The sequence below is a fragment of the Rhodococcus gannanensis genome (genome assembly GCF_042681175.1).
GTDB lineage: Bacteria > Actinomycetota > Actinomycetes > Mycobacteriales > Mycobacteriaceae > Rhodococcus_G > Rhodococcus_G gannanensis.
This window is the reverse complement of the sequence record NZ_JBHUFB010000010.1, coordinates 690041-714546: the sequence shown is the minus strand read 5'-3', so window position 1 is coordinate 714546 and position 24506 is coordinate 690041. Positions and strand designations below refer to the sequence as shown.

At 68.4% G+C, this 24506-nt stretch carries 27 protein-coding genes and 1 pseudogene; 13 read left to right on the top strand and 15 right to left on the bottom strand.

Going from position 1 to position 24506, the window contains the following annotated elements:
• Window positions 1-278: 278 nt before the first annotated feature.
• The 5 genes from ACFSJG_RS14410 to ACFSJG_RS14390 form a co-directional block, all read right to left on the bottom strand.
• A complete protein-coding gene (locus ACFSJG_RS14410; RefSeq protein ID WP_378485872.1) occupies window positions 279-926 on the bottom strand; it encodes a hypothetical protein in 648 nt (215 codons plus the stop codon).
• Between the two features lie 60 nt (window positions 927-986).
• A complete protein-coding gene (locus ACFSJG_RS14405; protein WP_378485871.1) occupies window positions 987-1655 on the bottom strand; it encodes a hypothetical protein in 669 nt (222 codons plus the stop codon).
• 175 nt (window positions 1656-1830) lie between these two features.
• The gene (locus ACFSJG_RS14400) at window positions 1831-2553 is read right to left on the bottom strand and encodes a hypothetical protein (RefSeq protein WP_378485870.1); all 723 of its coding nucleotides are present in this window, start codon (window positions 2551-2553) and stop codon (window positions 1831-1833) included.
• A 261-nt stretch (window positions 2554-2814) separates the two neighbouring features.
• Complete coding sequence (locus ACFSJG_RS14395) at window positions 2815-3486, bottom strand: hypothetical protein (RefSeq protein WP_378485869.1); 672 nt, start codon at window positions 3484-3486, stop codon at window positions 2815-2817.
• A gap of 221 nt (window positions 3487-3707) precedes the next feature.
• Window positions 3708-3782: a 50S ribosomal protein bL37 gene (locus ACFSJG_RS14390; RefSeq protein ID WP_095887907.1), complete on the bottom strand. Its 75-nt coding sequence runs from the start codon at window positions 3780-3782 to the stop codon at window positions 3708-3710.
• Between the two features lie 95 nt (window positions 3783-3877).
• On the opposite strand from ACFSJG_RS14390, the gene ACFSJG_RS14385 reads away from it, so the two are divergent.
• Window positions 3878-4093 (top strand): biotin/lipoyl-binding carrier protein, encoded by a 216-nt coding sequence (locus ACFSJG_RS14385; protein ID WP_378485868.1) that lies wholly within the window; start codon window positions 3878-3880, stop codon window positions 4091-4093.
• A gap of 19 nt (window positions 4094-4112) precedes the next feature.
• Window positions 4113-5624, top strand: coding sequence for a sensor histidine kinase (locus ACFSJG_RS14380; RefSeq protein WP_378485867.1), 1512 nt, complete (start codon window positions 4113-4115; stop codon window positions 5622-5624).
• 117 nt (window positions 5625-5741) lie between these two features.
• Here ACFSJG_RS14380 and ACFSJG_RS14375 read toward each other — a convergent pair whose 3' ends face one another.
• Both ACFSJG_RS14375 and ACFSJG_RS14370 read right to left on the bottom strand, forming a co-directional pair.
• Window positions 5742-5996, bottom strand: a complete 255-nt coding sequence (locus ACFSJG_RS14375) for a WhiB family transcriptional regulator (RefSeq protein WP_007537924.1) — start codon at window positions 5994-5996, stop codon at window positions 5742-5744.
• A gap of 395 nt (window positions 5997-6391) precedes the next feature.
• Window positions 6392-7348, bottom strand: coding sequence for a diacylglycerol/lipid kinase family protein (locus ACFSJG_RS14370; RefSeq protein WP_378485866.1), 957 nt, complete (start codon window positions 7346-7348; stop codon window positions 6392-6394).
• Between the two features lie 63 nt (window positions 7349-7411).
• On the opposite strand from ACFSJG_RS14370, the gene ACFSJG_RS14365 reads away from it, so the two are divergent.
• A complete protein-coding gene (locus tag ACFSJG_RS14365; RefSeq protein WP_378485865.1) occupies window positions 7412-7840 on the top strand; it encodes a hypothetical protein in 429 nt (142 codons plus the stop codon).
• Window positions 7841-7872: 32 nt separating this feature from the next.
• Here the strand turns inward: ACFSJG_RS14365 and ACFSJG_RS14360 are convergent, their stop codons facing one another.
• Window positions 7873-8352 carry a GNAT family N-acetyltransferase gene (locus ACFSJG_RS14360; protein WP_378485864.1) on the bottom strand — a complete coding sequence of 160 codons (480 nt, stop codon included), beginning with the start codon at window positions 8350-8352 and terminating at the stop codon, window positions 7873-7875.
• Window positions 8353-8388: 36 nt separating this feature from the next.
• The gene (locus tag ACFSJG_RS14355; protein ID WP_378485863.1) at window positions 8389-8985 is read right to left on the bottom strand and encodes an acid phosphatase; all 597 of its coding nucleotides are present in this window, start codon (window positions 8983-8985) and stop codon (window positions 8389-8391) included.
• Window positions 8986-9064: 79 nt separating this feature from the next.
• On the opposite strand from ACFSJG_RS14355, the gene ACFSJG_RS14350 reads away from it, so the two are divergent.
• Window positions 9065-9859, top strand: a complete 795-nt coding sequence (locus ACFSJG_RS14350) for a ParA family protein (protein ID WP_378485862.1) — start codon at window positions 9065-9067, stop codon at window positions 9857-9859.
• 11 nt (window positions 9860-9870) lie between these two features.
• Here ACFSJG_RS14350 and ACFSJG_RS14345 read toward each other — a convergent pair whose 3' ends face one another.
• Both ACFSJG_RS14345 and ACFSJG_RS14340 read right to left on the bottom strand, forming a co-directional pair.
• The gene (locus ACFSJG_RS14345; protein WP_378485861.1) at window positions 9871-11103 is read right to left on the bottom strand and encodes an Rv3212 family protein; all 1233 of its coding nucleotides are present in this window, start codon (window positions 11101-11103) and stop codon (window positions 9871-9873) included.
• Between the two features lie 9 nt (window positions 11104-11112).
• Window positions 11113-12744: a DEAD/DEAH box helicase gene (locus tag ACFSJG_RS14340; protein WP_378485860.1), complete on the bottom strand. Its 1632-nt coding sequence runs from the start codon at window positions 12742-12744 to the stop codon at window positions 11113-11115.
• 308 nt (window positions 12745-13052) lie between these two features.
• On the opposite strand from ACFSJG_RS14340, the gene ACFSJG_RS14335 reads away from it, so the two are divergent.
• Together ACFSJG_RS14335 and ACFSJG_RS14330 are read left to right on the top strand one after the other, a co-directional pair.
• Window positions 13053-13733, top strand: coding sequence for a ferritin-like fold-containing protein (locus ACFSJG_RS14335; RefSeq protein WP_378485859.1), 681 nt, complete (start codon window positions 13053-13055; stop codon window positions 13731-13733).
• 123 nt (window positions 13734-13856) lie between these two features.
• A complete protein-coding gene (locus tag ACFSJG_RS14330) occupies window positions 13857-14084 on the top strand; it encodes a DUF3107 domain-containing protein (RefSeq protein ID WP_378485858.1) in 228 nt (75 codons plus the stop codon).
• A gap of 91 nt (window positions 14085-14175) precedes the next feature.
• Here the strand turns inward: ACFSJG_RS14330 and ACFSJG_RS14325 are convergent, their stop codons facing one another.
• Window positions 14176-14823: a TetR/AcrR family transcriptional regulator gene (locus ACFSJG_RS14325; RefSeq protein WP_378485857.1), complete on the bottom strand. Its 648-nt coding sequence runs from the start codon at window positions 14821-14823 to the stop codon at window positions 14176-14178.
• A 288-nt stretch (window positions 14824-15111) separates the two neighbouring features.
• Here ACFSJG_RS14325 and ACFSJG_RS14320 point away from each other — a divergent pair, with 288 nt between their 5' ends.
• Window positions 15112-16158, top strand: a complete 1047-nt coding sequence (locus tag ACFSJG_RS14320) for a DUF3152 domain-containing protein (protein WP_378485856.1) — start codon at window positions 15112-15114, stop codon at window positions 16156-16158.
• A 15-nt stretch (window positions 16159-16173) separates the two neighbouring features.
• On the opposite strand, the gene ACFSJG_RS14315 is transcribed toward ACFSJG_RS14320, so the two are convergent.
• Window positions 16174-16620: an acyl-CoA thioesterase gene (locus tag ACFSJG_RS14315; protein ID WP_378485855.1), complete on the bottom strand. Its 447-nt coding sequence runs from the start codon at window positions 16618-16620 to the stop codon at window positions 16174-16176.
• A gap of 107 nt (window positions 16621-16727) precedes the next feature.
• On the opposite strand from ACFSJG_RS14315, the gene moeZ reads away from it, so the two are divergent.
• Entirely contained in the window at window positions 16728-17927 is a 1200-nt protein-coding gene (moeZ, locus tag ACFSJG_RS14310; RefSeq protein ID WP_378485854.1) for an adenylyltransferase/sulfurtransferase MoeZ, read from the top strand.
• Between the two features lie 80 nt (window positions 17928-18007).
• Window positions 18008-18856: a TIGR02569 family protein gene (locus ACFSJG_RS14305; RefSeq protein WP_378485853.1), complete on the top strand. Its 849-nt coding sequence runs from the start codon at window positions 18008-18010 to the stop codon at window positions 18854-18856.
• A 45-nt stretch (window positions 18857-18901) separates the two neighbouring features.
• Here ACFSJG_RS14305 and ACFSJG_RS14300 read toward each other — a convergent pair.
• Together ACFSJG_RS14300 and ACFSJG_RS14295 are read right to left on the bottom strand one after the other, a co-directional pair.
• Window positions 18902-19057: pseudogene (locus ACFSJG_RS14300) on the bottom strand (pyridoxal 5'-phosphate synthase lyase subunit PdxS); the annotation flags it as partial.
• A gap of 55 nt (window positions 19058-19112) precedes the next feature.
• Complete coding sequence (locus tag ACFSJG_RS14295) at window positions 19113-19760, bottom strand: TetR/AcrR family transcriptional regulator (RefSeq protein ID WP_378485852.1); 648 nt, start codon at window positions 19758-19760, stop codon at window positions 19113-19115.
• Between the two features lie 371 nt (window positions 19761-20131).
• Between ACFSJG_RS14295 and ACFSJG_RS14290 the strand changes: the two genes are divergently transcribed.
• The 4 genes from ACFSJG_RS14290 (at window position 20132) to ACFSJG_RS14275 (ending at window position 24505) form a co-directional block, all read left to right on the top strand.
• Window positions 20132-21355 carry a DegT/DnrJ/EryC1/StrS family aminotransferase gene (locus ACFSJG_RS14290; protein ID WP_378485851.1) on the top strand — a complete coding sequence of 408 codons (1224 nt, stop codon included), beginning with the start codon at window positions 20132-20134 and terminating at the stop codon, window positions 21353-21355.
• A 194-nt stretch (window positions 21356-21549) separates the two neighbouring features.
• Entirely contained in the window at window positions 21550-22785 is a 1236-nt protein-coding gene (locus tag ACFSJG_RS14285) for an amidohydrolase family protein (RefSeq protein WP_378485850.1), read from the top strand.
• The gene (locus tag ACFSJG_RS14280) at window positions 22782-23642 is read left to right on the top strand and encodes an SDR family NAD(P)-dependent oxidoreductase (protein WP_378485849.1); all 861 of its coding nucleotides are present in this window, start codon (window positions 22782-22784) and stop codon (window positions 23640-23642) included. The genes ACFSJG_RS14285 and ACFSJG_RS14280 overlap by 4 nt, the downstream gene beginning before the upstream one ends.
• A complete protein-coding gene (locus tag ACFSJG_RS14275; RefSeq protein ID WP_378485848.1) occupies window positions 23639-24505 on the top strand; it encodes an amidohydrolase family protein in 867 nt (288 codons plus the stop codon). Before ACFSJG_RS14280 ends, ACFSJG_RS14275 begins: the two co-directional genes overlap by 4 nt.
• Window position 24506: the final 1 nt, after the last annotated feature.

Sequence of the window (24506 nt, the reverse complement as noted above, 5' to 3'; positions counted from 1 at the left end):
CGGCGGGGGCGCCGCTCATCACGATGGCGGCGGCCGCAGGTTGGGGCGAGCGCGGGACGGGTCATCGTCGGTCCTCGTCGGGGGGAGGGTGCAGGGTGACCGGTAGGGTAGTGGTCGGCTGCAGGCGCAGACGTCCGAATTGTGGGAATCCGCCTCCCGAACGATGTCCGATCAACACCCGGCTCGACCCGGGACAGAAATGCGTGACAACGCGAGGGCGGGAACAAGCGTCGTGTTCCGGTCCTGGATGTTTCAGTGGGAAGTGGAGTTACGTCGAGTCATTGGAAGCCGATGCATCCGAGAAGGCACGTCACTCGTGGTCCGCTCACGTGCACCATGTCGAGCCCGGTTGCCTTGACTCCCACCCAATGGCGAACGTCGTCCAGATCGCCAGGGCCGAACATGCAGCTGAAACAGCGACCATTGCTGAAGACGAATGTCGACTCGTACACGACCGTGGCACCGGTTGCGGCGTTCAGCTGCCACGGTCCGAGCAGGGTGGCAAGTGGGGACAAGGTGTAGTTCGGATCCTGGCCGCCGTGTACCGCTGGGATGGTCACTCGTTGGCCGGTGGGATCGGTGTAGGTGACGGTGCCGGACCTGAACGTCAGGTGGTCGGCCGTGCTCGGCTGGAGTCCTTGGTCGAAGAAGCTCGTGACCTCGCCGGTGCCCTCGGTCGCGGAGACAGTGGTGCGGAAGGTGACGGTGTCGCCGTTGAAACCGACCGCGGGGCCGACTACGGCGTCGGTGATGGTGAGGTTGCCGTGGGTGGTGACCTCTGTACGGTCGCCGCCGACGGAACCTGTGTCGGCGGCGGTGGCCGTGCCGGTGATGCTCATTATGCTCATGGCGGCGGCCAGGACGCCTGCCGCGAGTGCGGCGAAGGTGCGCGCTTTTCGTCGTACCCGTGGCATGTCACCGAACATCTTCTCTCCCTCTGCATGCGCGGTGTGAATAATGTTGTGGAGTAGCGTGTTTCGTGGTGTTCAGCTGGCGAACGGGAACATCTGAGGGTGGCAGGCGTTGACGCACGACGCCTCCACGCTCATGTGCGGCCACTGCTGGGTTCCGAGTCCCGAGATGTCGGCGGTGACACCGGTTCGGACGCCGACGTACCCTTCGAACGAAGGATTCAGCGCATCCAACCAGCGGTACGAGATGTCGACGATCACTGTCGAGCCCGTGGGGATCGGCCACTCGATGTCGGAGACGAGCATTCCGGCGAGGCTTCCGGGGCCGGTGAGGGTGGGAATGTGACCCGGAACCGGCGTGAGTGACTCGGTGACCTTTGTCCCTCCCGGTTCGGAGTAGGTGACGTGCGCGCTGTCCGAAACGTAGGTCATGCCCTGCGGGTGGTCGACGTAGCGGGTGATGGTGCGGGCGGGGCCGTCGCTGACGGCGAACGTCGTGCGGAACGTGATCTTTCCGCCGGGTCCGGCGACGTTGGGTCCCAAGACTTCCCGGGTGACGGTCACGTTGTCGACGGTGACGGTGGCTGATCTGGAGAGGTCGGGGTCGTTGCCGGTGACGACGTGAACGGCATCGGATGATCCGCTCTGCGCGGTGGCGACGCCGGTCGCGTGCATTCCGGTGACCAGAAGGGCCACGGTCGCGGCGGCGGCGAAGACGTGACGGGTGTGTGTGGACCTTGTCATCGGGGATCCCTGGTTTCGAGCGGACCGGGTGGTCGTGAAGCCGGCCGTGGAGGCGGCGAGAAGTGCGGTGGCGGCGGCACGTGTTCGTCACCGGAGTGGTTGTGGACAGGAACACGCGGAGCTGTGCCCGCCCTGTCTTCCACACCGCCGGCACTCACAGCGGGGAGCAGACTGTTCAGCTTCCGAAGGCGGCGCCCAGGGCGGCGAGGCCAGGGATCTGGCAGTCGAGGACGCATGTCACGGTGACGCCGGTCGGGGACCAGCGGAAGTCGTCGAGCCCGTCTGCGCCGATGGTGAGTGAGTTGCCCAGGTTGAATCCGTTTGCGGGGGTGGCGACGAATGACTGCGCCGCCGCGGCGCGGCCGCATCCGACTGCGGGTCCGACATTGGGGTCGAAAAGCTCAACGACGAGGTCCTGGACGACGGTGGTGTCATTCGCGGGGTCGACCGTCCACGATCCCGATGCGTCACCGGAACTGGGTTCGGTAACCCGTTCACCCGCGTCGTTGGTGTACGTCACCGTCCCGGAGCGGACGACCTGCCAATGGTGGTAGCCGGTGCAGTCCTTCTGGAATGCGTGCCAGTCGATCTCGTTGATCTGTCGCGCCGGGCCGTCGGTGGCGGAGATCGTTGTGCGGTACCTGATCGTGTCGCCGAGCATTCCGAGGTTGTTGCCGATGATTTCGTGAGTGACGGTCAGGTTCTCGTACGTCGTCGTGGCGTGAGTCGCGGTTGAGTCGTGGCCCTGGACGGCCGCGGCGGACCCGAAGACGAGGTCCGCGGATTGGGCTGCGGCGACACCGGTGACGCTCGCGGCGAGCAGTGCGACGGCGGCACCGGCGGTGACGAGGCGGGCGACGGCGCGGCGGGCGGAGCCGCGTCGGGAAATGTGGGTCACTGGCTCTCCTGGGTTCGTGGTGGTCCGATGTGAGGAGCGGTGGCCCATGCGTCACGGATGCGCGATCGCGAAAACATACTGATTGGTCCCCCGACTCTGGCGCGGAACGATAGTCCGATCGCTGTGGTCGCGACTGCGAATCGACCGATTCGTCCAGGCGCCTGCCCGGGAGGACATAGGGCCGGGCACCCGGAGGTGTCCGGCCCTGCGTGCGCGTTACGGTGCCCCGAATCCGTCGGCACGGGGGAGAAGCCGGATGGGTCAGCTGCCGAAGATTCCCTCGACCGATCCGGCCGGGTTGTCGAATCTGCAGCCGAGGGCGCAGGTCAGGGTAACGCCGGTCGGGTTCCAGTCGAGGGGATCGAGTCCGTCGCTGTGGACCACCACCCGGGTGTCCATGCCGATCGGGACTGTCCTGACCCCCACGGAGCAGCCCGCCTGCGCTCCTCCCGGCCCGTACGCGAACGTGCGGACACTGTCGTAGACGACGGTGCTGCCGGCGACGGGGTCGACTCTCCACGAGCCGGCCGCGGGGGTGGAGGAGGGCATCGCGTCGGTGACGCGTTCGCCTGCCGCGTTGGTGTACGTCATGGACGCCGACCGCTTGTTGGTCCAGTGTCCGTAGCAGTCGAAGGTGTCCCTCACGGATTCCCAGATTCCGGTGATCTGGCGTGCGGGTCCGTCGGTGGCGGAGACCGTGGTGCGGACGTGGATCGTGTCGCCGAGGAATCCGGTGTTCCCGCCAACGATTTCGTGGGTGACGGTGAGGTTGTCATGGGTTGTGGTTGCCCGCTCGGTGCTCGTTGCAGACCCGGTGCCGGCGGATTGGGCTGTCGCGGTGCCGGTGACGCCCGCGGCGAGCAGTGTTGCGGCCGCTGCGGCCGTGGCAATGCGGGCGGCGGCGCCGCGTCGGCGTCGGGAAGTGCGGGGCACGGGCGCTCCTGGAGGGTCGTTCGGCGAACTGTCGGGAGGCGGCGGACGTGGCGACAACGAAACATACTGATTGGTCCCCCGACTCTGGCGCGGAACGATAGCTCCGCTCGCGGTGGCCGGAAGGGTGAATCGACGGATTCGTCCGGACGCGGGCCCGGGAGACGACAACAGGGCCGGACACCCGAAGGTGTCCGGCCCTGTGGAGGCTTTGTCTACAACGCTCAGGCGTTGGGACGCTTGCCGTGGTTTGCGGCGCTGCCCTTGCGGCTGCGCTTCTTGCGACCACGCTTACCCATGGTTGTCTCCCTTCTTTGCGAACCAGCTCCTGCCCATTGTTCCATGTGTGGTTGGCTGTTCCTTCATTGGCAGGTCGACACAAGTGAGGTACTCCATGGCCGAGGACGTGCGCGCCGAGATGGTTTCCACGGTTTTCCAGGTGGTCGTCACCCCGGGCGACGAGGTCAAGGAGGGTGACACCCTCGTGATCCTGGAGTCGATGAAGATGGAGATCCCGGTGATCGCGGAGGTGGACGGCACCGTTGCCTCCGTCGACGTCGCCGTGGGCGACGTCATCCAGCAGGGTGACCTCATCGCCGTGATCTCCTGACCTTCCCGGCAGCGTCCTCATGTCGACACTGAGCGATCTTCTCGCCGAGCACACCGATCTGCCCGGAGATGCCGTCGACCACCTGCAACGGGTGGTCGGGGAGTGGCAGCTGCTGGCGGACCTGTCGTTCGCCGACGTGCTGCTCTGGGTGCCGACCGACGTCGGCGCGGATTCCGAACCGGGAACGGACCTCGTGTGCGTCGCGCAGTGCCGGCCGACGACCGCACCGACGGTGTTCGCGGAGGACGCCGTCGGCTGGCAGGTGTCGGCGGTCCGGCACCCGCACGTGCGTCAGGCACTGACGGAGTGGCGGATCGTGCGGTTGCCCGACGATCCGCACGATGCGGAGGTGCCGGTGCGCCGCGAGGCGATCCCGGTTCGCTGCAACGGCGACGTGATCGCCGTCCTCAGTCGTGACACGAACCCCGCGCAGCAGCGGCAGTCGAGCCCGCTCGAGGTCGCGTACCTCGACTGCGCCGCGGAGCTGTGCCAGATGATCAGCGAGGGCACCTTCCCGACCCCTGAGGAGCACGGAGAGATCCTGTCGAGCCCTCGGGCGGGTGACGGCTTCATTCGGCTCGATCCGGACGGCACGGTCGTCTACGCGAGCCCGAACGCGTTGTCGGCCTATCACCGGATGGGGCTGACGACGACGACCCTCAAGGGTGGTGACCTCGCCTCGGTGACGCGGACCCTCGTCACCGACCCGTTCGACGCGCAGGACGTCGCGACCGACATCCGTGAGGCGCTCGCCGGCAAGGCGGGCAAGCGGATGGAGGTGGAGGCGCGGGGTGCGATCGTCCTGTTGCGGACGTTGGTGCTCCGGCCGGGTGGCCAGCCCGCGGGCGCGGTGGTGCTGATCCGCGACGTCACCGAGGTCAAGCGCCGCGACCGGGCGCTGCTCAGCAAGGACGCGACGATCCGGGAGATCCACCACCGGGTGAAGAACAACCTCCAGACCGTTGCCGCCCTGCTGCGTCTGCAGGCACGTCGCACGCAGCACGAGGAGGCGCGGCAGGCGCTCACCGAGTCGGTGCGCCGGGTGACGTCGATCGCCCTCGTGCACGACATCCTGTCGATGTCCGTCGACGAGGAGGTCAACCTCGACGAGCTCGTCGACCGGTTGGTGCCGATCATGGCCGATGTCGCGGTCGTCAACAGCGCGGTGCAGATGCGCCGGGTCGGCAGCTTCGGTGTCTTCCCGGCGGAGCGGGCGACGCCACTCGTGATGGTCCTGACGGAATTGGTACAGAACGCGTTCGAGCACGGCTACGAGTCGGGGCAGAGCGGCACGGTGACGCTCCGGGCGACGCGGTCCGCGCGGTGGCTCGACGTCGTGATCCACGACGACGGCGCCGGGCTGCCCGTGGACTTCAGCCTCGAGAAGTCCGACAGTCTCGGACTGCAGATCGTCCGGACCCTCGTGTCCGCGGAACTGGGCGGGACACTGGGGATCCGGCCCGCGCCGGGAGGTGGCACGGACGCCGAACTCCGGGTTCCGCTGGGCCGCCGCGCTCCCGCGCGGATCTGAGTCGTCCCGGGTTCGCGCGCGAACGGTGAAGCGTCCGTGCGGGCGTCGCACCTGCAACGCGAACACGACTGGGGCCCGGCACCTTTCGGTGCCGGGCCCCAGTCGTGGTTCGGGGTGTCAGACCGCGCTGCGGGCCCGGGTGCGTGCGTTGCGACGCTTCAGCGCGCGACGCTCGTCCTCGCTCATGCCGCCCCAGACGCCCGCGTCCTGACCGGACTCGAGTGCCCACGAGAGGCAGTCGGCGGTCACCGGGCAGCGGTTGCACACCAGCTTGGCGTCCGCGATCTGAGCGATGGCCGGTCCACTGTTGCCCACAGGGAAGAACAACTCCGGGTCCTCGTCCCGACAGATTGCCTTGTGGCGCCAGTCCATCCTTCTGCTCCTTTACCGGGTGCATGTCTGCACCGTGTCGTGTGTTGTCGGTGGTGGTGCTTCGAGCACCTGCGATTCGCGTGTCGTGACACCGAACCGTCTCGCGTAGTTCATGCGCAGAGGACCAAATGTTTCCGCGCTGTTGCTTGTGAATGCTTTCACGAACGCGCAGGAAGTCAATAGAAAATGGCCCGTCCGTGGGGTAACTCACTATTGCCGGTCACCCGATGTGGTCTGCATTACTTTGTACCCCGCTGACGACAACTTTGCAGTATGGGAGTACGCTTTTTCTGAACTTTCTCCAAGGGAACGTCCGGCGATGGCGTCGTGTCGGACGCGGTTCGCTCGGCACGACCGTTGTTCGCGGGGTGTTAGCCCCGGTTGTGTCGGCCGACTCAGCCCCGGCTCGGGGCGATCACCGTCAGTGCGTCCCGCACGGAGACGAACTCGACCTCGGTGCGCTTGCCGATGTAGTCGCCGTCCATCTGCAGCCCGATCGGTGCGCTCGAGGTGATGCGGACCCGCGGTGTGTCGTCGATGCGAAAAAGATTGCGGGACTTGGGGTTCGAGCCGGGGGTGAGGAGCTGACGAACAACCGGCAGGCTCGCTGCCACGCTCATCGACCGCATCGCGAAGACACCGAGGCCGGTGTCGAAACCGGTGTCCGGATTCACCGCAACGGGGCGCCGGTTCAGATACGTCCACGGGCTCGAGTTCGAGACGAACGCGTAGTGCACACCGTCGACGGGATCGTGCCCGGGGACCTCCACCGTCAACGTGGGTTCGTGGCCGCTCGCGCGGAAGAAGGCGCGCACCGCCGTGCGCACGTAGCGGGTCGGTGTCGCGGCGTGGCCCTTGGCGCGAGCGACGTCGATCGCCTCGCACACCTGGGCGTCGAGCCCGAGGCCGGCGTTGAACGTGAACCAGCGACCGTCGCAGTGTGCGAGTCCGATCTTCCTGCGCTCGCGGAGTTCGAGCAGTTCGATCAGCTGGTTCGTCGCGACCACCGGATCGGGGTCGATGCCGAGCGAGCGGGCGAAGACGTTCGCCGACCCTCCGGGAACGACCGCGAGAAGCGGGATCGGCCCGATGGTCAGGTCGCTCATGGCGGCGGGCTCCGGAGCGCCGAGGAGGCCGTTCACCACTTCGTTGACGGTCCCGTCGCCGCCGTGCACGATGATCAGCCCGGTGCCGTCGAGGTGGGCGCGCCGGGCCAGCTCCGCGGCGTGTCCGCGGTGGGTGGTCTGCACCACGCGTACCTGCACCTGGCTGGAGAGCGCGTGAGCGAGCAGGTCCCGCGCCGCCGGGGTGGTCGAGGTCGCGTTCGGGTTGACGATCAGCAGCGCGCGCACGGGACGTCAGCCTAGCCGCAGCACCCGCGACGCCGCCGAACCGCCGTTCTATAGGCTGGCGTCGTGCCGAAGTCGCCCGCATCGCAGCTCACTCCCGCCACGGTCCGCTGGGCCGGTGGCCTCGCCGCTCTCGAAGGCGGCGTTGCGGTCGTCGTCGCCGTCGTGTTCGTCGTGCGCGGTCTCACCGGGCACGACCAGGACGCGGCGAACCCCTACGGCAACGCGGCATGGCTGGTCATCCTCGGTGGTGCGGTTCTCGCGGCCGGTGTCGCCCTGTTGTGCGGGCACCGGTGGGGACGCACCGTGTCGGTCGTCGCGAACCTGTTGCTGCTGCCGGTGGTGTGGTCGTTGCTGACGGATTCGCATCAGCCGGTACTCGGCGTGATCGCGGCGCTCGTGGTCGTGCCCGCGCTCGTGTTGCTGTTCTCCGTACCCACCTCCCGGTGGATGGCGCAGGAGTACGGCGAGGCCGAGGACGAACCGCAGGACTGACGAACCGGGTCGGGCGCCCGCCTCGGGTCGCGTCAGTTCACCACTTCCGCCGCGAGTCGCGTCAGCCCGTCGCCGCTCAATCGGTATCCGAGCCACTCGCTCTGCGCGTCCGCGCCGAGTGACTCGTAGAACTCGATCGACGGCGTGTTCCACGTGAGCACCGACCACGCCAGGCGCGAATACCCCCGCTCGACGCATTCGCGCGCCAGCGCCGCGAGGAGCGCCTTGCCGTGGCCGCGCCCGCGATGCTCCGGCTGGACGTAGAGGTCCTCGAGGTAGATCCCGTGCACGCCGTCCCAGGTCGAGAAGTTCAGGAACCACAGCGCGGTCCCGACGACCGTGCCGTCCTCGACGGCGACGTGCCCGAACAACGCCGGGCTGTCGCCGAACAGGGCGGTCGTGAGCTGCTGCTCGGTCAGCGAGCACTCGTGGCGGGCCTTCTCGTACTCGGCCAGCTCGTAGACCAGTCCCGTGACCGCGGCCGTGTCCGCTGGTTCGATGCGGCGGATCATGCTGTACCTCTTTCGCTTTCGCTGCTCTCGTGGGGCTCAGGTGACGTTGTGGGAGACGATCTGCCGCATGCCGTGTTCGAATCCCAGCACCGTCAGTCCGCTCGGTGAGAGTGCGAAGCGGCGTCCCTCGGCGAGCGGCAGACCGACCCAGCGGGCGATCAGGGCGCGGGAGAAGTGGCCGTGCCCGACCAGGACGACGTCGTGTTCGGGCAGGTGCGACTCGGCGACGGCGAGGACCATGTCCGCCCGCGCCTCCACCGTGTCGGGGTCCTCGCCTCCGGGGCACGGATGCGTCCACACGGTCCAGTGGGGGACGTCGGCGCGGATCTGCGCGCTCGTCAGGCCCTCGTAGCGGCCGTAGTCCCACTCGACCAGGGCGTCCCACGGACGGGCCGGCAGGCCCGCGAGCGCGGCCGTGCGCTCGGCTCGGGTCCGCGGGCTGCACAACACCGCCGGCTCGTGCAGGCTCAGCGCGCCGACGCGGGTACCCGCCTCCCGGGCCTCCCGCTCACCCTCCGGGGTGAGCGGAACGTCGGTACGTCCCGTGTGTCTGCCCGCCGCCGCCCACTCGGTCAGACCGTGACGGAGGACGACGACGCGGGGGTTCGGGCGGTCGTGCGCCGGTGCTACCACCTGCGCATCATCTCAGGCCGGGTCCGGCGCCGCCGCGTGCCGGTCGCGGGCGCGCCGCGAGTACGCAAAGATCACTGCCGTGACGACAGTGCTCGCGGTGGCGAATCAAAAGGGTGGGGTCGCGAAGACCACGACGGTGGCGTCGCTCGGCGCCGCGCTGGCGGGGCTCGGACGGAAGGTCCTGGTCGTCGACCTCGACCCGCAGGGCTGCCTGACCTTCTCGCTCGGCCACAATCCGGACCGGCTCGAGACCTCGGTGCACGACGTGCTGACGGGACAGTTGCCGCTGCGGGACGTCGTCCTCGACACCGACGAGGGGTTCGCGCTCGTTCCCGCCACGATCGACCTCGCGGGCGCCGAAGCGGTGCTGCTGATGCGCCCGGGCCGCGAGTTCACCCTGAAACGGGCACTGGCCACGCTCGACGACGACTACGACGTCGTCCTCGTGGACTGCCCGCCGTCGCTCGGGGTGCTCACCCTCAACGGCCTCACGGCGGCGAACGCGGTGCTGGTGCCGTTGCAGTGCGAGACGTTGGCGCACCGCGGTGTCGGGCAGTTGCTGCGCACCGTGACCGAGGTGCAGCAGATCACCAACCCGGACCTGACGCTGCTCGGTGCGTTGCCGACGCTGTACGACGCGCGCACCACCCACAGCCGGGACGTCCTCTCCGACGTCGCCGACCGTTACGACCTGCCGGTGCTCGCGCCGCCGATCCCGCGCACGGTCCGGTTCGCCGAAGCGAGCGCATCGGGGGCGACGGTGCTCGCCGGCCGCGGCAACAAGGGCGCGCAGGCGTACCGGGAACTGGCGGGAAACCTGGTCGCCCACTGGGACGACGGCGCCGACCTGCGGACGTTCACCGCCGCGGAGTGAGCCGCGGCGGATCAGCCGGCGCGCAGCGCGACGAGTTGGTCCCCGCGCTGTTCGAAGAGGGTGTCGCCGAGCGCTGTGGACGTGATCGGCCGGCCACCCGAGGCGAGGGGATTCTCGTCGCGGGCGACGGGGATGCGCTTCACCTCGGCGCCGGAGGCCGTGTCGATCACCGCGAGGGCGCCGTCGACGGGAACGAGGAACCGGCCGCCCATCTGGGTGCCCGGGCCGAGCGCGTCCTGGACGGTCCATCCCGGGGTGAAATCGGTTGCGCGCAAAGAGATCACCTGTGATCCCGTCCACCAGCTGACGAACGATCCGGTGCGGGCGACCGTGGTCGTGGGGGAGACGTCGGAGGGCGCGGGGAACCGGGCGGACTCGACACCGGCTCCGTCGTACACGACGACCGCGGCGGGGACGCCGTCCGACGGCGGCAGGTAGACGGCGGTCCGCTCACCGGAGACGGCGAGGACGTGGGCGTCGGCCCGGTCGCCGCCGACGTCGAGGACGATCGACCCGTACTCCTGCGGTGTGGTGTTCTCCTTCGGCGCCGGGTTGAGAACGCTGAGCCGCACCGCGGCGTCACCGGGGCAGGACTCCAGGACTGCCAGTCGGCTGCTGCTCGACGCCGCCGAGAGCAGTTCGCACCCGGATCGGGGTTGCACGCCGGGGTTCACCGGCGCATCGACCCGGCCGTACTCGAGCGTGCGCACGAGGTCGGAACGCCAGACCTCCATTCGGCTGTCGCCGAACGCGAGCACGTACGTGCCGTCTTCCGAGAGGGTCACCGGGTCGTCGGCGTCGCTCGACCGCTGGGCCTGGCGGACGCCCGTCGACCCGTCGAGCTGGGTGACCTGCCCGCACCCGCGTCCGTCGGGATAGACGGCGACGGCGGTGTTCCACGCCCCGACGAGCCCGCACAGCGCCCGGTCCCGCCGGTAGTGCCACAGGTGCTCGCCCGTGACCCCGTCCCGACCGGTGACGGTGTCACCGTCGCCTGTGACGGCGACGCCGCCCGCGACCACGGGGGTCGCGGTGGCGTCGCTGTCCGCGCGCCATGCCTCGACGAGGCTGTCGGGTACGGCCGGGGCGTTCTGCGCGGGTGGCGCGGGGTTGTCGGCGCGGACCGACTCGGTGCCGTGCGCGTCACCGGTCAGCCAGATCACGCCGGCCGCCACCACGACGAGTACCGCGATGACGCACGCGGCCAGGACGTCGGCGCGGGTGCGCCGCTCGGGTGCGAGCACGGTGGTCGGTTACTCCGAGGCCGTTGCGGTGGCCGTGCCGACTCCGGCGCCACCGGAGCGGCGGCGACGACGACGGCGCCGAGCGGGTGCCGCCTCGCCGCTGGGGGAGGTCGGCTCCGGTGCGACCGCTTCCGACGAGGTGTCGGCGGGTGCGGTGCTGGCCGCGTCGGCGGTGCGGCCGCCGCGGGTGCGCTTGCGGGCGCGTGTGCGGCGCGGACGCTCGGAGGCGCCGCCCTCGGCCGCACCGTCATCGGTGGAAACGTTCTGTGCGCGTTCCGGTTTGGGCTTCCGGACGGTGCCCTTGGCGTCGGTGGGAATGTTCAGCTCGGTGAAGAGGTGCTCCGAGCTGGAGTAGGTTTCGACCGGCTCCGGGATCCCGAGGTCCAGCGCCTTGTCGATCAGCTGCCAGCGCGGGATGTCGTCCCAGTCGACCAGGGTGACGGCGGTGCCGGTGCGGCCGGCGCGGCCGGTGCGGCCGATCCGGTGCACGTAGGTCTTCTCGTCCTCCGGGCACTGGTAGTTGATGACGTGGGTGACGTCGTCGATGTCGATGCCTCGAGCCGCGACGTCGGTCGCGACGAGCACGTCCACCTTGCCGGTGCGGAAGGCCTTGAGCGCCTTCTCGCGAGCGATCTGGCCGAGGTCGCCGTGCACCGCGCCGACCGAGAAGCCACGCTCGTTCAGCTCGTCGGCCACCTTCTGCGCGGTCCGCTTGGTGCGGGTGAAGATCATGGTGGCGCCGCGGCCCTCGGCCTGCAGGATCCGAGCGACCATCTCGGCCTTGTCCAGCGCGTGCGCGCGGTAGATGTGCTGGCTGGTGCGGTCGTGAACGGCCGACGACTCCGGCTCCTCCGCGCGGATGTGCGTGGGCTGCGTCAGGAACGTGCGGGCCAGGGTGATGATCGGGCCGGGCATCGTCGCCGAGAACAGCATCGTCTGCCGGGAGTCGGGCACCATCTGCAGGATGCGCTCGATGTCGGGCAGGAAGCCGAGGTCGAGCATCTCGTCGGCCTCGTCCAGCACGAGTACGCCGATCTTGCCGAGGATCAGGTGGCCCTGCTTGGCCAGGTCGAGTAGGCGGCCGGGGGTGCCGACGATGACGTCGACGCCCTTCTGCAGCGCCTCGATCTGGGTCTCGTACGGCCGACCGCCGTAGATCGAGAGCACCGAGAGCTTGCGGCCGTTGCTGCCGGGCAGGTGCTTGCCTGCGTTCACCAGGTCCTCGGTGACCTGGATGCAGAGTTCGCGGGTCGGGACGATGACCAGCGCGCGCGGGGTGCCGTCGAGCGGGGCGGTGCCCGGGCGAGCGTCAGCGTCCGCGTCGTCGGTGGTCGCGGTGGCGCTGGACACGCGGTGCAGCAGGGGGACGCCGAATCCGAACGTCTTGCCCATGCCCGTTCGCGCCTGACCGATGAGGTCGTCGCCTGCCAGTGCCAGCGGGAGGGTCAGCTCCTGGATGGCGAAGGTGCGCTCGATCCCGATCTCGGCCAGTGCCCGGACGATCTCGTCGCGGACGCCGAGCTCGGCGAAGGAGGGTGGGGTGTGGGTGGTATCGAGCTGAGCGGACAGGGTGGTCTCGCTCGCGTCGTCTTCGTGGTCGATCGTGATCTTGCTCAGTGCTCTGGCCTTCCTCGTCGGCACGCGCGCACGAGCTGGGCCAGGCCGGTTGCCGGGCGCTGGGCATTGCCCAGTTCCGACTCTCGCCGTTGACCTCGTCCACTGGTCGCTGGTCCTGCGGCCTGCGCGGCGACCCGGGACTCGTGTGTCCGGTTCGCGGCGCGGCGCGGGACGAAGACCTGTGGATCAGGTGCGCGCACATTGTCATGGGCCGCCACGCCTCGTGATCCATCCGATTGGCCGGGTGATCGGGCGGCGCCCCACGACCATGGTAGCTGGCCCCGCCGAGTTCGCAGGTAGTCGCGTGCTCACCGGCGTCTAGGCTGTGCTCCATGGGAGCCAATTCCGCCGATTCGCTGTCGCCCGCCGTCGCCGCCGATCATCCCGGTGTGAGTGAGCTGTTCGCCGTGCTGGCGTACGGCGAGATCTCCGCTTTCTACCGCCTCGCCGAGGACGCGCGGATGGCGCCGACCCTCGCGGGTCGGGTCGCGCTGGCCCGGATGGCGGGCGCCGAGATCCGGCACTTCGAGACCCTCGAAACGGCACTGACCGAGCGCGGACTCGACGTGTACGAGGCGATGACGCCGTTCGTGAAGGCGCTCGACGACTACCACCGTTCGACCCATCCGTCGACGTGGCTCGAGTCGCTGGTCAAGGCGCACGTGGGCGACGGCATCGCGGCGGACTTCTACCTGGAGATCGCCGACGCCCTGGACCCGTCCGTCGCGACCGTGGTCCGCGAGGTGCTCGCCGAGACCGGGCACTCCGAGTTCGTGGTCCACGAGGTGAGCGAGGCCGTCCGGGCGAGCACCAAGGAGAAGGACCGCCTCATGCTGTGGGGCCGGAGGCTGCTCGGCGAGGCGATCACCCAGGCACAGTTCGTGATGGCGCAGCGCGAGGAGTTGACCGACCTCGTGCTCACAGCGAGTGGCGACCTGAACGGTGTCGCCGCGCTCTTCGACCGGATGCAGCAGCGGCACGCCGAACGGATGGCGGTCCTCGGCCTCGTCTGACCGTGTTCCGGCGCCGGTGCCGGTGCTGTTCGCTGTCAGCACACGCCGCGCGCGGGTTTCTCGGCAGGTGTCTGCACTAGCCTGGGCACCGGTAGTGATGGCACGAGACTTCGGAGGTTGGCCGTGGAGGTCAAGATCGGCATTTCTGACAGCCCGCGTGAGCTGATCGTCAACAGCGAGCAGACCCCCGACGAGGTGACCGAGCTCGTCTCCGCGGCGATCGGTGGTGACGCCGCGGGCGTGCTCACGCTCGTCGACGAGAAGGGCCGCAAGTTCCTGATCCAGGCGGCGAAGGTGGCCTACGTGGAGATCGGTCAGGCCGACAGCCGCAAGGTCGGTTTCAGCAGCTGATCGGCGCCACACGGTCCGAGAACGCAGAACGGGACGCGGAGTGATCTCCGCGTCCCGTTCGTGTTCGTACTGTTGATGCCGTCCGACGTGGTCAGGACTGCATCGGCACGTGCGAGAGGCCGCCCCACGCCAGGGCGACGGTCGTGTCCACGGCCTCCTCCTTGGGGATCGGGCGGTTGGCCTGCAGCCAGTAACGCGCCGTGAACTGGCTCGTCCCGACGAGGCCGACGGCGAGGATGCGGGCCCGGTACGGGTCCAGTCCCGAATCGTGGGCGACCAGGTCGAATACGGCGTCGACGCACGCCTCGGTGGCGCGATCGACCTGCGACTGCACCTGGGCGTCGCCCATGAAGTCCGACTCGAACACGAGGCGGTAACCCTGGTTCTCGTTGTCCACGAAATCGAAGAAGGCCAGTACCGCCGCACGGACACGCTGACGGTTGTCCGTCGTCGACCGCAGGGCCTGCCGGACGCCCGAGATGAGGTTGTCCACGTAGCTCTGGAGCACCGCGAGGTAGAGGTCGAGCTTGCCGGGGAAGTGCTGGTAGAGCACCGGTTTGCTCACGCCCGCACATTCCGCGATCTCGTCCATGCCGGCCGAGTGGTAGCCGCGGGTGACGAACACCTCGCTGGCCGCCTGCAGGAGCTGGAGCCGACGCGCATCGCGGGGCAGCCGGGTGCTCCGCTTGGCTCCCTGCCTTCCGGAGGGCGTTGCGGAACGATCCGCGAGTTCAGTCATCGTGCTCCCAATCTGCGTCTTCACGATTCCGTGCCTCGTGCTGCGTGGGTGAGGTGCTCACGGCGCCGGGTGCACAAAGTCATCGAACAATACCGAACCTGCGTCCGGGCATCCGTGAATTGGCGGATGCAACCTCCCCGAGTATTCCAGGTCACTGTCACGGGCCGGTTTCCAGTGGGTGCGACGGCGCTGCGTCGCAGGTCGTGGCGCCTTCCGGTACGGCGCTGCCGGGTGTGTCGCCCGGCGCGCCCGAACGGAGCGCCGCGGCGACTGTGAGACCCTGGGTCCGTGACGGATGGAGGTGGACCGCGGTTGCGGGGTGGTGGACATCCCGGCCGCGAGGGTCGGGTCGACGACCGGACGGACAACCGGGCCGGGTCGCATCAGCCGCTACGGGCGCTGTGGGATCCGGTCAGCGGTGACACCGGCCGCTCGCGTGGACCCCGCCCGGATCGCCAGGTCCGCAAGCAGAGCAGGCTGGGCCGGTTCGTCGCCACCTACGGCTGGCGGGCCTACGCCATTCCGGTGCTCGCCGTCGTGACGGTGCTGGTGCTCGTCGACGCCCTCCGCGGCGGTGGACCGACCGATTCCGCCGAGGACGGGCTGCCGGGTTTCGGGACCCGGAGCACGAGCGTGGACGGGACCGGGATCATCGGCGTGCCGCCGCAGGCGGACGGAAGCTTCGCCGAGTCGATCTCGTCCGGCACGCTTCCGGACGGTGGGCCGTTCACTGCCGAGGGCGCGGGCTCGTGGCGAGTGCTCCCGGGGACCTCGCCGAAGGTCGGTCAGGGCACCGAGCAGGTGTTCACGTACACCGTCGAGGTCGAGGACGGCATCGACACCGCGGGATTCGGCGGTGACGAGTCGTTCGCCCGGATGGTCGACCAGACGCTCGCCAATCCCAAGAGCTGGACGAACGACCCGCGGTTCGCGTTCCAGCGAGTCGACACGGGTGAGCCGACGTTCCGGATCTCGCTGACCTCGCAGATGACGATTCGTGAGGCCTGCGGGTACGACATCCAGCTCGAGGTCTCCTGCTACAACCCCGGCATCGACCGCGTCGTGCTCAACGACCCGCGCTGGGTACGCGGCGCGGTGGCCTTCCAGGGTGACATCGGCTCGTACCGGCAGTACCTGATCAACCACGAGGTCGGGCATGCGATCGGTTACGAGTCGCACCAGCCGTGCGAGGCGGACGGTGGTCTCGCCCCCGTGATGATGCAGCAGACGTTCGGCACCTCGAACGACGACATCGCCAAGCTCGATCCCGAGGGAGTCGTGCCGATGGACGGCAAGACCTGCCGGTTCAACCCCTGGCCCTACCCCCGCGGCTGACGCCCCTTCGCAGCGTCACACCCCGTTCGGCCGCACCCACGGTGCGAGCACCGAGCGCTGGTCGTCGGTGAGCCTCCGGAGGGTGCGCGCATACGGATCGCCGAGAGCCAACTGGGTGGACGCCTCCACCGCCGGGCGTGAGTCGGCTGCGGCGCCCGCGGCCCGGACCTCGTAGTGGACCGTGAGGTCCGCGCTGCGCACCCGGGCCAGCCACATCGACACCTGCAGGGGACTGTCCGCGTGGGCGAGGGGAGTCCGGTACCGGATCTCGAGGTGCGCGACGACCGAGTTCCGCAGCAACGCGGCGACCTCGGGGTCGACGGACGTGAGCCAGTCGATCCGAGCCTCCTCCAGCAGGGTGACCATCCGCGCGTGGTTCACGTGCTTGAACGCGTCCATGTCGGACCAGCGCACGGTGATCGCCGTCCGGTGGACGGCGGGATCTGCTGCGGACTCGGTCATCGGGCTCCTCTGGTGTGCCTGCCGGTGGGTGACGGTCTGGACGGTAGCCGACGGCACCGCGGCGGGGGCACCGTCGCCGCGACGTCGCCCGTGGGGACAATGGTTGTATGGCGTCTCCCGCATTCACTCCCGACAGCCGCTCCCTGCCGCCGCTGGTGGAGCCTGCCGCGGACCTCGACCGCGACGAGGTGGCCCGGTACAGCAGGCACCTGATCATCCCGAACGTCGGTGTGACAGGTCAGAAACGGATCAAGAACGCGAAGGTCCTCGTCATCGGCGCCGGTGGCCTCGGCTCGCCGACATTGCTCTACCTCGCCGCTGCAGGTGTGGGGACGATCGGCATCGTGGAGTTCGACGAGGTCGAGGAGTCGAACCTGCAGCGACAGGTCATCCACGGAAGGTCCGACGTCGGCCGGCCCAAGGCCCACAGTGCGCGGGATTCCGTCCTCGAGATCAACGACCGGGTGGACGTGCGACTGCACGAGTTCCGCCTCGACAGCACGAATGCCGTCGACCTCTTCTCGCAGTACGACCTGATCCTCGACGGCACCGACAACTTCGCGACCCGCTACCTCGTCAACGATGCCGCGATCCTCGCCGGGAAGCCGTACGTGTGGGGGTCGATCTATCGGTTCGAGGGCCAGGTGTCGGTGTTCTGGGAGGCGGCACCCGACGGTAGGGGGCTGAACTACCGCGACCTGTACCCCGAGGCGCCCGCCCCGGGGACGGTTCCGTCCTGCGCGGAGGGCGGTGTGCTCGGCGTGCTGTGCGCCTCGATCGGTTCCGTGATGGCGACCGAGGCGATCAAACTGATCACCGGGATCGGGGAACCGCTGCTCGGGCGGCTGATGATCTACGACGCCCTGGCGATGAACTACCGCACCATCCGGCTGCGGCGCGATCCCGGACGCGCGCCGGTGACCGAGTTGATCGACTACGACGCGTTCTGCGGGGTGGTCACCGACGACGCACGGGACGCCGCCGCGGACGGCACGGTGACCGCGACCGAACTCGCGGCACTCGTGAAGGCGGGCGAGGTCGCGCTGATCGACGTCCGTGAGCCCGTCGAGTGGGAGATCGTGCACATCGCAGGCGCGACGCTGGTCCCGAAGGGCCGCATCCTGTCCGGGGACGCGCTCGTCGAGTTGCCGCAGGACCGGCCGATCGTGGCGTACTGCAAGACCGGGATCCGCTCGGCGGAGGTGCTGGCCGCCCTCAGACAGGCCGGGTTCTCCGACGCCAGGCATCTGCAGGGTGGCATCACCGCGTGGGCCGCGCAGGTGGACCCGAGTCTGCCGACCTACTAGGACTTCGCTGTGTGTCGGCGCGGGGACTTTGTGGCGCGTCAGCGCCGATCGGGGGCGGACTCGGCGGTAGCGTTGGCGGCGTGAGCTCCGTCGAACCTCCTCTGCATGTGCGTTCCACCTTCGGGCTGCGGGAGACGACCCCGGTTGCGCTCGGCCCGGACTGGGAGGGCGGCTGGCGATGCGGCGACGTCGTGTTGTCGCCGGTCGCCGATCACGCTCGCGCGGCCTGGTCGGCGAAGGTGCGGGAGACGCTGAACCCGGACGGGGTGCGACTGGCGCGTCCGGTGCGGGCGACCGACGGCCGCTACGTCGTATCGGGTTGGCGGGCGGACACGTTCATCGACGGCACGGCGGAGCCCCGGCACGACGAGGTGGTGTCGATGTCGCTCCGGTTGCACGCGGTGACCGCACCGCTGGAGCGTCCCCGGTTCCTCATGCAACCGCCGGTGCCGCCGTGGCAGGACGTGGACGTGTTCGTCGCAGCGGACCGATCCGCGTGGGAGCAGGTGCCGCTGCGGGGAGTGAAGGGGCAGTTCGAGCCGTCCACCGCCGACGGCCGCACCAGCATCGAGTTGATCGGACAGCTCGCGACTCTGCGCAAGCCGGTGCACAGCCCCGATCAGCTGGTCCACGGAGACCTGTTCGGCACGGTGCTCTTCCAGGGCTCGGAGGCACCGGGGCTGACGGACATCACGCCGTACTGGCGCCCGGCCGCGTGGGCCGCGGGCGTGGTGGTCGTGGACGCGATCTCCTGGGGCGGAGCCGACGAGGAGCTCGTCGGTCGCTGGGAGGACCTTCCGGAGTGGCCACAGATGCTGTTGCGGGCCTTGATGTTCCGGCTGGCAGTTCATGCGCTGCATCCGCGTTCGACCGATGCCGCCCTCCCCGGACTCGTCCGCACCGCGGACCTGATCCGGTTGATGCTCTGACCCGGTCCTCCCGGGAGGTCGGCACAGCCGCAGTCCGTGATCGGGTCACCAGCCGCGTTCGGCGAGGCGGTGCGGCTGCGGGATCTCGCCGACGTCGATACCGACCATCGCCTCACCGAGACCGCGGGAGACCTTGGCGAGGACGTCCGGGTCGTCGTGGAAGGTGGTGGCCTTGACGATCGCGGCGGACCGCTCGGCGGGTTGCCGGACTTGAAGCGCAGCGGGGGTGTCAGGGGTGCTGACGGGAGTTCTTCCTTCACTGATCGGGGGTGGTGATGCAGGCGTCGGTGGGCCGCAGGGCCATCCCGTCCAGGAACACCGCCAGGCAGTCCTCGGAGAGTTCGTCGAGGGTGTAGGGGTCGTCGGGTTTGCGCCAGTAGACGCTGAACCACACGGAGTCGCGTAGGAACCGGTGGAAGACCTTGGAAGGAACGTCTTTCCGGAGGGAACCGGCGTCCTTTCCCGCCTCGATCGCGTCGAGCCAGATGGTCTGGATCGAGTCCGCGAGACGGCGTGCCTCCGCGTAGTCGAGGAGGTTGCGCAGGTTCGCGAACTCCGCGTGGTAGACCTTCGTCGCGTCGGGTCGTGCGGCACCGGTGGCGAGCGAGACGTCCACGATCGCCTTGAGTCGGGCGCGCGGTTCGAGATCGTCGAGGTTCATCGACCGGTAGTCGGTGAGCAGATCGGACAGGTAGCCGGTCACCAGCTCGTTGACGATGGCATTCTTCGATCGGAAGTAGTGGTACAGCGCGCCGGCGTTGAGGCCGACCGCGTCGCCGATCTCGCGCATGGACGTGCCCGCGATGCTGTGGGCGGCGAACGCGGCTGCGGCGGCGGCGAGGATCTCGGACTTGCGGTCCGGAGCGCTTCTCGATCCCGTTCCCGCTTCCGATTGAACAATCATTCAAACACCATATGGGTCGAGTCGCTCGGGGTCAAACGCGTGTCGACTGCGCTTCGGAACGAGAGTAAAAGTGTTGCACTGCAACGCTGTTGGCGGTCGACGTACGTTCGGGGTGGAATCTCGTTCCAGGTCTTGACGGGTCGATGTCGCCGATCTATATTCCGATTGAATGAACGTTCAAAGGACGTAATTCGCAATTGTCGGACGGGACGGCACCGCGGTGCCTCCGTCATCGCGGCCCGCACGGGTTCGCATCTGCGCACGGAGTGCGACCACGCCTGCATCCGCTCGAATCGATGCGGCGTTCCGGCCGGACGGCGGCATCGGCAGCCGTTCCGGATGTCTACCGAAAACTGTGACGAGGAGATTCCATGACCAGGGTTGTCTATGCCCGCAGCGTGCACGACGAGCGCGAGATCGAGGCGTGCCTCGAGGTTCTGCGCGGTGGCCCGTTCGCGCTCAAAATCGGCAAGAACGTCGCCGAGATGGAGCGGCGGGTCGCCGATCTGTACGGGAAGAAGCTGGGCCTGATGTGCAATTCGGGCTCGTCCGCGCTGTACCTGGCGCTCGAGCTGCTGGATCTGCCCAAGGGGTCCGAGGTCATCACCTCGCCGCTCACGTTCTCGACGGATGTCTCGCCGATCGTGCGTGGTGGGTGGGTTCCGGTGTTCGTCGACGTCGAGCCCGACACCTACAATGTCGACGCCTCCAAGATCGAGGAGCTGATCACCGACAGGACCAAGGCGATCCTGGTTCCGAACCTCGCGGGCAACGCGCCCGACTGGGACACGATCCGCGAGATCGCGGACCGGCACGATCTCAAGGTCATCGAGGATTCGTGTGACTGCATCGGTACCACGCTGCGCGGCACCAAGACCGGCTCCCGCTCGGACATCACGGTCACGAGTTTCGCGATGTCGCACATCATCACCTGCGCCGGCAACGGTGGCATGGTGTGTCTCGACGACGAGAAGCTTCGGGACAAGGGCCTGATGCTGCGGCGCTGGGGCCGTCGTTCCGAGCCGCATCTCTTCGGGTCCGAGCAGGCGAAGACGGGGCGGGTGTTCCGCGAAGACCTCGACGGAGTCGCCTACGACAACGATTTCATCTTCGACGTCCTGCCGTGGAACTTCGAGCCGTCCGAGCTGGGTTCTGCGTTCGGGCTCGTGCAGCTCAGCAAGCTCGACGTCAACTACAAGCGTCGCCACGAGATCTTCGACGCGTTCAGCGCGGCGTTCGGCGCATATCCGGACCTGTTCCGGCTGCCGAAGCCGCTGGAAGGGTTCCACACCGCCTGGCTGTGCTACCCGGTGACGATCCGAGAGGACGCCGGCTTCGAGCGGTCCGACCTGCAGGAGTCGCTCGAGGGTGCGGGTATCGACACCCGAACGGTGTGGAGCGGCAACGTCACTCGCCACCCGATGATGCGGAACGTCGAGTACCGGGTTCCCGAGGGTGGGCTGCCCAACGCGGACGAGGTGTTCGAGCGGGGTATGTCGCTCGGGATGAGTCACGGTACGACGGACGAGGAGCTCGACCACGTGGTCGCCGGCATTCATGCGTTCGCATCCAAGTTCTCGACCGCAACGCAGTAGCGTCCGGGCGCTTCGGGGAGCCCCCGGCCGTCGGGCCGGGGGCTCCCCGGCGTTTCGCGGGAGAACGCACAGCGGATAGAACAGGATTCTAATCGGAGTGAGATCGAGGCTTGACAAGCAGTGAATGCGCGCTAGTCTTCGATGCAAGTAGATAGAACACGGTTTCAGTAGTGCCGTTGATCAGGAGAATCGCAGTGACGAACGAACGCCCGTACATCCTCATCTCCGCCGACAGTCACGCCGGCGCCGACCACGCGACGTACCGCGAGTACCTCGAGTCCGAGTGGCACGAGGAGTTCGATGCCTGGCGTGGTCGGTACAAGAACCCCTATCGCGATCTCGTGGACGACGGCCGAACCCGCAACTGGGACAACGAGCGCCGCATGAAGGAGACCCAGGAGGACGGCACGGTGGGAGAGGTGCTCTTCCCGAACACGGTGCCGCCGTTCTTCCCGAGCGCCGCGGTACTCGCCGGTCCGCCGCGCGCCGAGGACTTCGCGAAGCGACTGGCCGGCATTCGCGCCCACAACCGGTGGCTGAAGGACTTCTGCGACGACGCTCCCGCGCAGCGTGCAGGTGTCGCGCAGATCTTCCTCAACGACGTCGACGAGGCCGTCGCGGACGTGAAGTGGATCAAGGAGAACGGACTGCGGGGTGGCATCCTGCTGCCGAACCTGGCACCGGACGTCAAGTGGGTCAAGCCGCTGTACGACCCCGAGTACGACCGTCTGTGGGAGGTCTGTGAGGACCTCGGCGTGCCGGTGAACAGTCATGCGGGCACCGGTCTGCCCGACTACGGCCGCTACAGGACGTCCTCGATGCTCTACATCAACGAGGTGGGCTTCTACTCGATGCGCCCGCTGGTGCAGATGATTCTCTCGGGCGTCTTCGAGCGGTTCCCGAAGCTCAAGTTCGCGGTCTCGGAGCAGGGGTGTGCGTGGGCGCCGGACCTGATGCGTCAGCTCGACACCGTCGATCTGCGCGTCAAGCGCACAGGCCGGATCGGCGAGCTGTTCTACAGCGAGGACGAGCAGTTGCCGCTGCGTCCGAGCGAGTACTTCCGCCGCAACGTGTGGGTCGGTGCGACGATGCCGTCGGCGCAGGACATGGCGTCGCGCGACACCCTGGGTGAGGGCAAGTTCATGTGGGGCAGCGACTACCCCCACAACGAGGGCACCTACCCGTTCACCCGCGAGTGCATCCGCCAGGTCATGCACGACGTGGAGGAGGCGGAGCTGCGGAAGCTGTTCGCCGAGAACGCAGCCGAACTGTACGACTTCGACCTCGATGCGCTGGCGCCGCTCGCCGCGACGTACGGACCCACGCCGTCCGAGGTCGCGCAGCCTCTCGCCGAGCTGCCGGAGAACCCGAACGACGTGCTGCTGCGCGAGTCCTTCGCGGCGCAGCTCGAGGCGGAGCTGAGCGCGTGACCCACCGGTTCGAGGGGCGCCGGGCGATCGTCACCGGTGCCAGTCGTGGCATCGGGGCGGCGATCGCCCAGCGGCTCGCGGCCGACGGGGCCGCGGTCGCGATCGTCGCGCGCACCGTCGACGAACCGGGCCAGGGATTCGACGGCACACTCGCTGCGACTGCCCACCTGATCCGCGCCGCTGGCGGTACGGTCACGATCGTCCCTGCCGCACTGGAGAATCCGGAGTCCCGGGCGCGGATCGTCCCGGAGGCCGAGGCGGCACTGGGCGGGTCCGTCGACATCCTGGTCAACAACGCGGCGGCCGCGATCTTCCAGCCGCTGCGGCACTACCCGGCCAAGCGGGCGCACCTGACATTCGAGGTGAACGTGCATGCGCCGCTCGATCTCGCACAACGGGTGATCCCGGGAATGCGTGAGCGGGGCGAGGGCTGGATCGTCAACATCACCAGCGGGACCGCCCGGATTCGCCCGGTCGAACCGCTGCCCGCGGGGGAGACCGACCTCGACGCCGACATCCACGGCACCGCCCTGTACGGCATGAGCAAGGCGGCACAGGACCGGATGACAGCCGGCCTCGCAGCCGAACTGAACGGCACCGGAATTCGCGTCAACGCAGTGCGTCCGCGCTCCGCCGTCGCCACCTCCGGTGCGCTGTCGGTGGCATCGACGATGGTCGGCTCGGAGTGGTTCGTCCCGGAGTCGCTCGAGGAGATGGTCGAGGCGGTGACGTGGCTGTGCGATACGCCGCCACACCACACCGGCAGGATCGAGGCGAGCCTGGACGTTCTCGAACGTGAAGGGCTGACCGTCCGGGACCTGCGCGGCAGGCCGATCATGAAGGAGCAGAAGGCATGACGCCCTACGACGGCATACCCGTCATCGACACGCACATCGGCTTCCGCGAGGCGGGCTACGACGAGTACGCCTTCATCACGCGTCAGACGAAGGACCGCGAGAGCCGCGACGAGTACAGCATGCCCGCCCAGTACATGTTCACAGGTGTGCCGGCCGACCTGTCCACCGACGACCCGATCTCGGTGACACTGCACGAGATGGACAGGCACGGCATCGAGATCGGCATGGTGAGCATGGCCAAGGAGTCCGGGCAGCGTGCGGTCCGCATGTTCCCGGACCGGTTCGTCCCGCAGGGATCGGCGGTCGACCCCAACGACATCATGGGCACCCTGAACCGGATGACCCGTGAGTACGAGGAGTTCGGCATCGTCTCGGTGAGTTCGTTCGCCGCGGGCACGTTCCCTCAGGTGGCCCTCAACGCGCCACAGATGTACCCGATCTACGCCAAGTGCGTCGAGCTCGACATCCCGATCTTCGCGTGCGCGGGCATCGCGGGGCCGCGGCTCAAGTCCGCGGTGCAGCACGTCGAGTTGATCGACGACGTGATGTTCGACTTCCCGGACCTGGTGTTCGTCACCCGGCACGGGTGCGAGCCGTGGCAGGACCTGGCCGTCAAACTGATGCTCAAGTGGCCCAACCTCTACTACTCGACCTCCGCGTTCGCGCCCAAGCACTACCCGAAGGCGATCGTCGACTACGCCAACACCCGCGGTGCCGACAAGATCATCTACGCGGGCTACTTTCCGGCCGGGCTGACGCTCGACCGGATCTTCACCGACATGCCGCACGTGCCCTTCAAGGACGAGGTGTGGCCCAAGTTCCTGCACGAGAACGCCCGCAAGGTGCTGAAGCTGAAAGGGTGAT

Coding starts and splice junctions, on each gene's coding strand:
- ACFSJG_RS14295 (WP_378485852.1), bottom strand. CDS start 19,760: ATGATTGTTCAATCGGAAGCGGGAACGGGATCGAGAAGCGCTCCGGAC.
- ACFSJG_RS14380 (WP_378485867.1), top strand. CDS start 4,113: ATGTCGACACTGAGCGATCTTCTCGCCGAGCACACCGATCTGCCCGGA.
- ACFSJG_RS14410 (WP_378485872.1), bottom strand. CDS start 926: ATGTTCGGTGACATGCCACGGGTACGACGAAAAGCGCGCACCTTCGCC.
- ACFSJG_RS14315 (WP_378485855.1), bottom strand. CDS start 16,620: ATGACCGAGTCCGCAGCAGATCCCGCCGTCCACCGGACGGCGATCACC.
- ACFSJG_RS14335 (WP_378485859.1), top strand. CDS start 13,053: ATGGGAGCCAATTCCGCCGATTCGCTGTCGCCCGCCGTCGCCGCCGAT.
- ACFSJG_RS14360 (WP_378485864.1), bottom strand. CDS start 8,352: ATGATCCGCCGCATCGAACCAGCGGACACGGCCGCGGTCACGGGACTG.
- ACFSJG_RS14385 (WP_378485868.1), top strand. CDS start 3,878: ATGGCCGAGGACGTGCGCGCCGAGATGGTTTCCACGGTTTTCCAGGTG.
- ACFSJG_RS14375 (WP_007537924.1), bottom strand. CDS start 5,996: ATGGACTGGCGCCACAAGGCAATCTGTCGGGACGAGGACCCGGAGTTG.
- ACFSJG_RS14290 (WP_378485851.1), top strand. CDS start 20,132: ATGACCAGGGTTGTCTATGCCCGCAGCGTGCACGACGAGCGCGAGATC.
- moeZ (WP_378485854.1), top strand. CDS start 16,728: ATGGCGTCTCCCGCATTCACTCCCGACAGCCGCTCCCTGCCGCCGCTG.
- ACFSJG_RS14405 (WP_378485871.1), bottom strand. CDS start 1,655: ATGACAAGGTCCACACACACCCGTCACGTCTTCGCCGCCGCCGCGACC.
- ACFSJG_RS14325 (WP_378485857.1), bottom strand. CDS start 14,823: ATGACTGAACTCGCGGATCGTTCCGCAACGCCCTCCGGAAGGCAGGGA.
- ACFSJG_RS14275 (WP_378485848.1), top strand. CDS start 23,639: ATGACGCCCTACGACGGCATACCCGTCATCGACACGCACATCGGCTTC.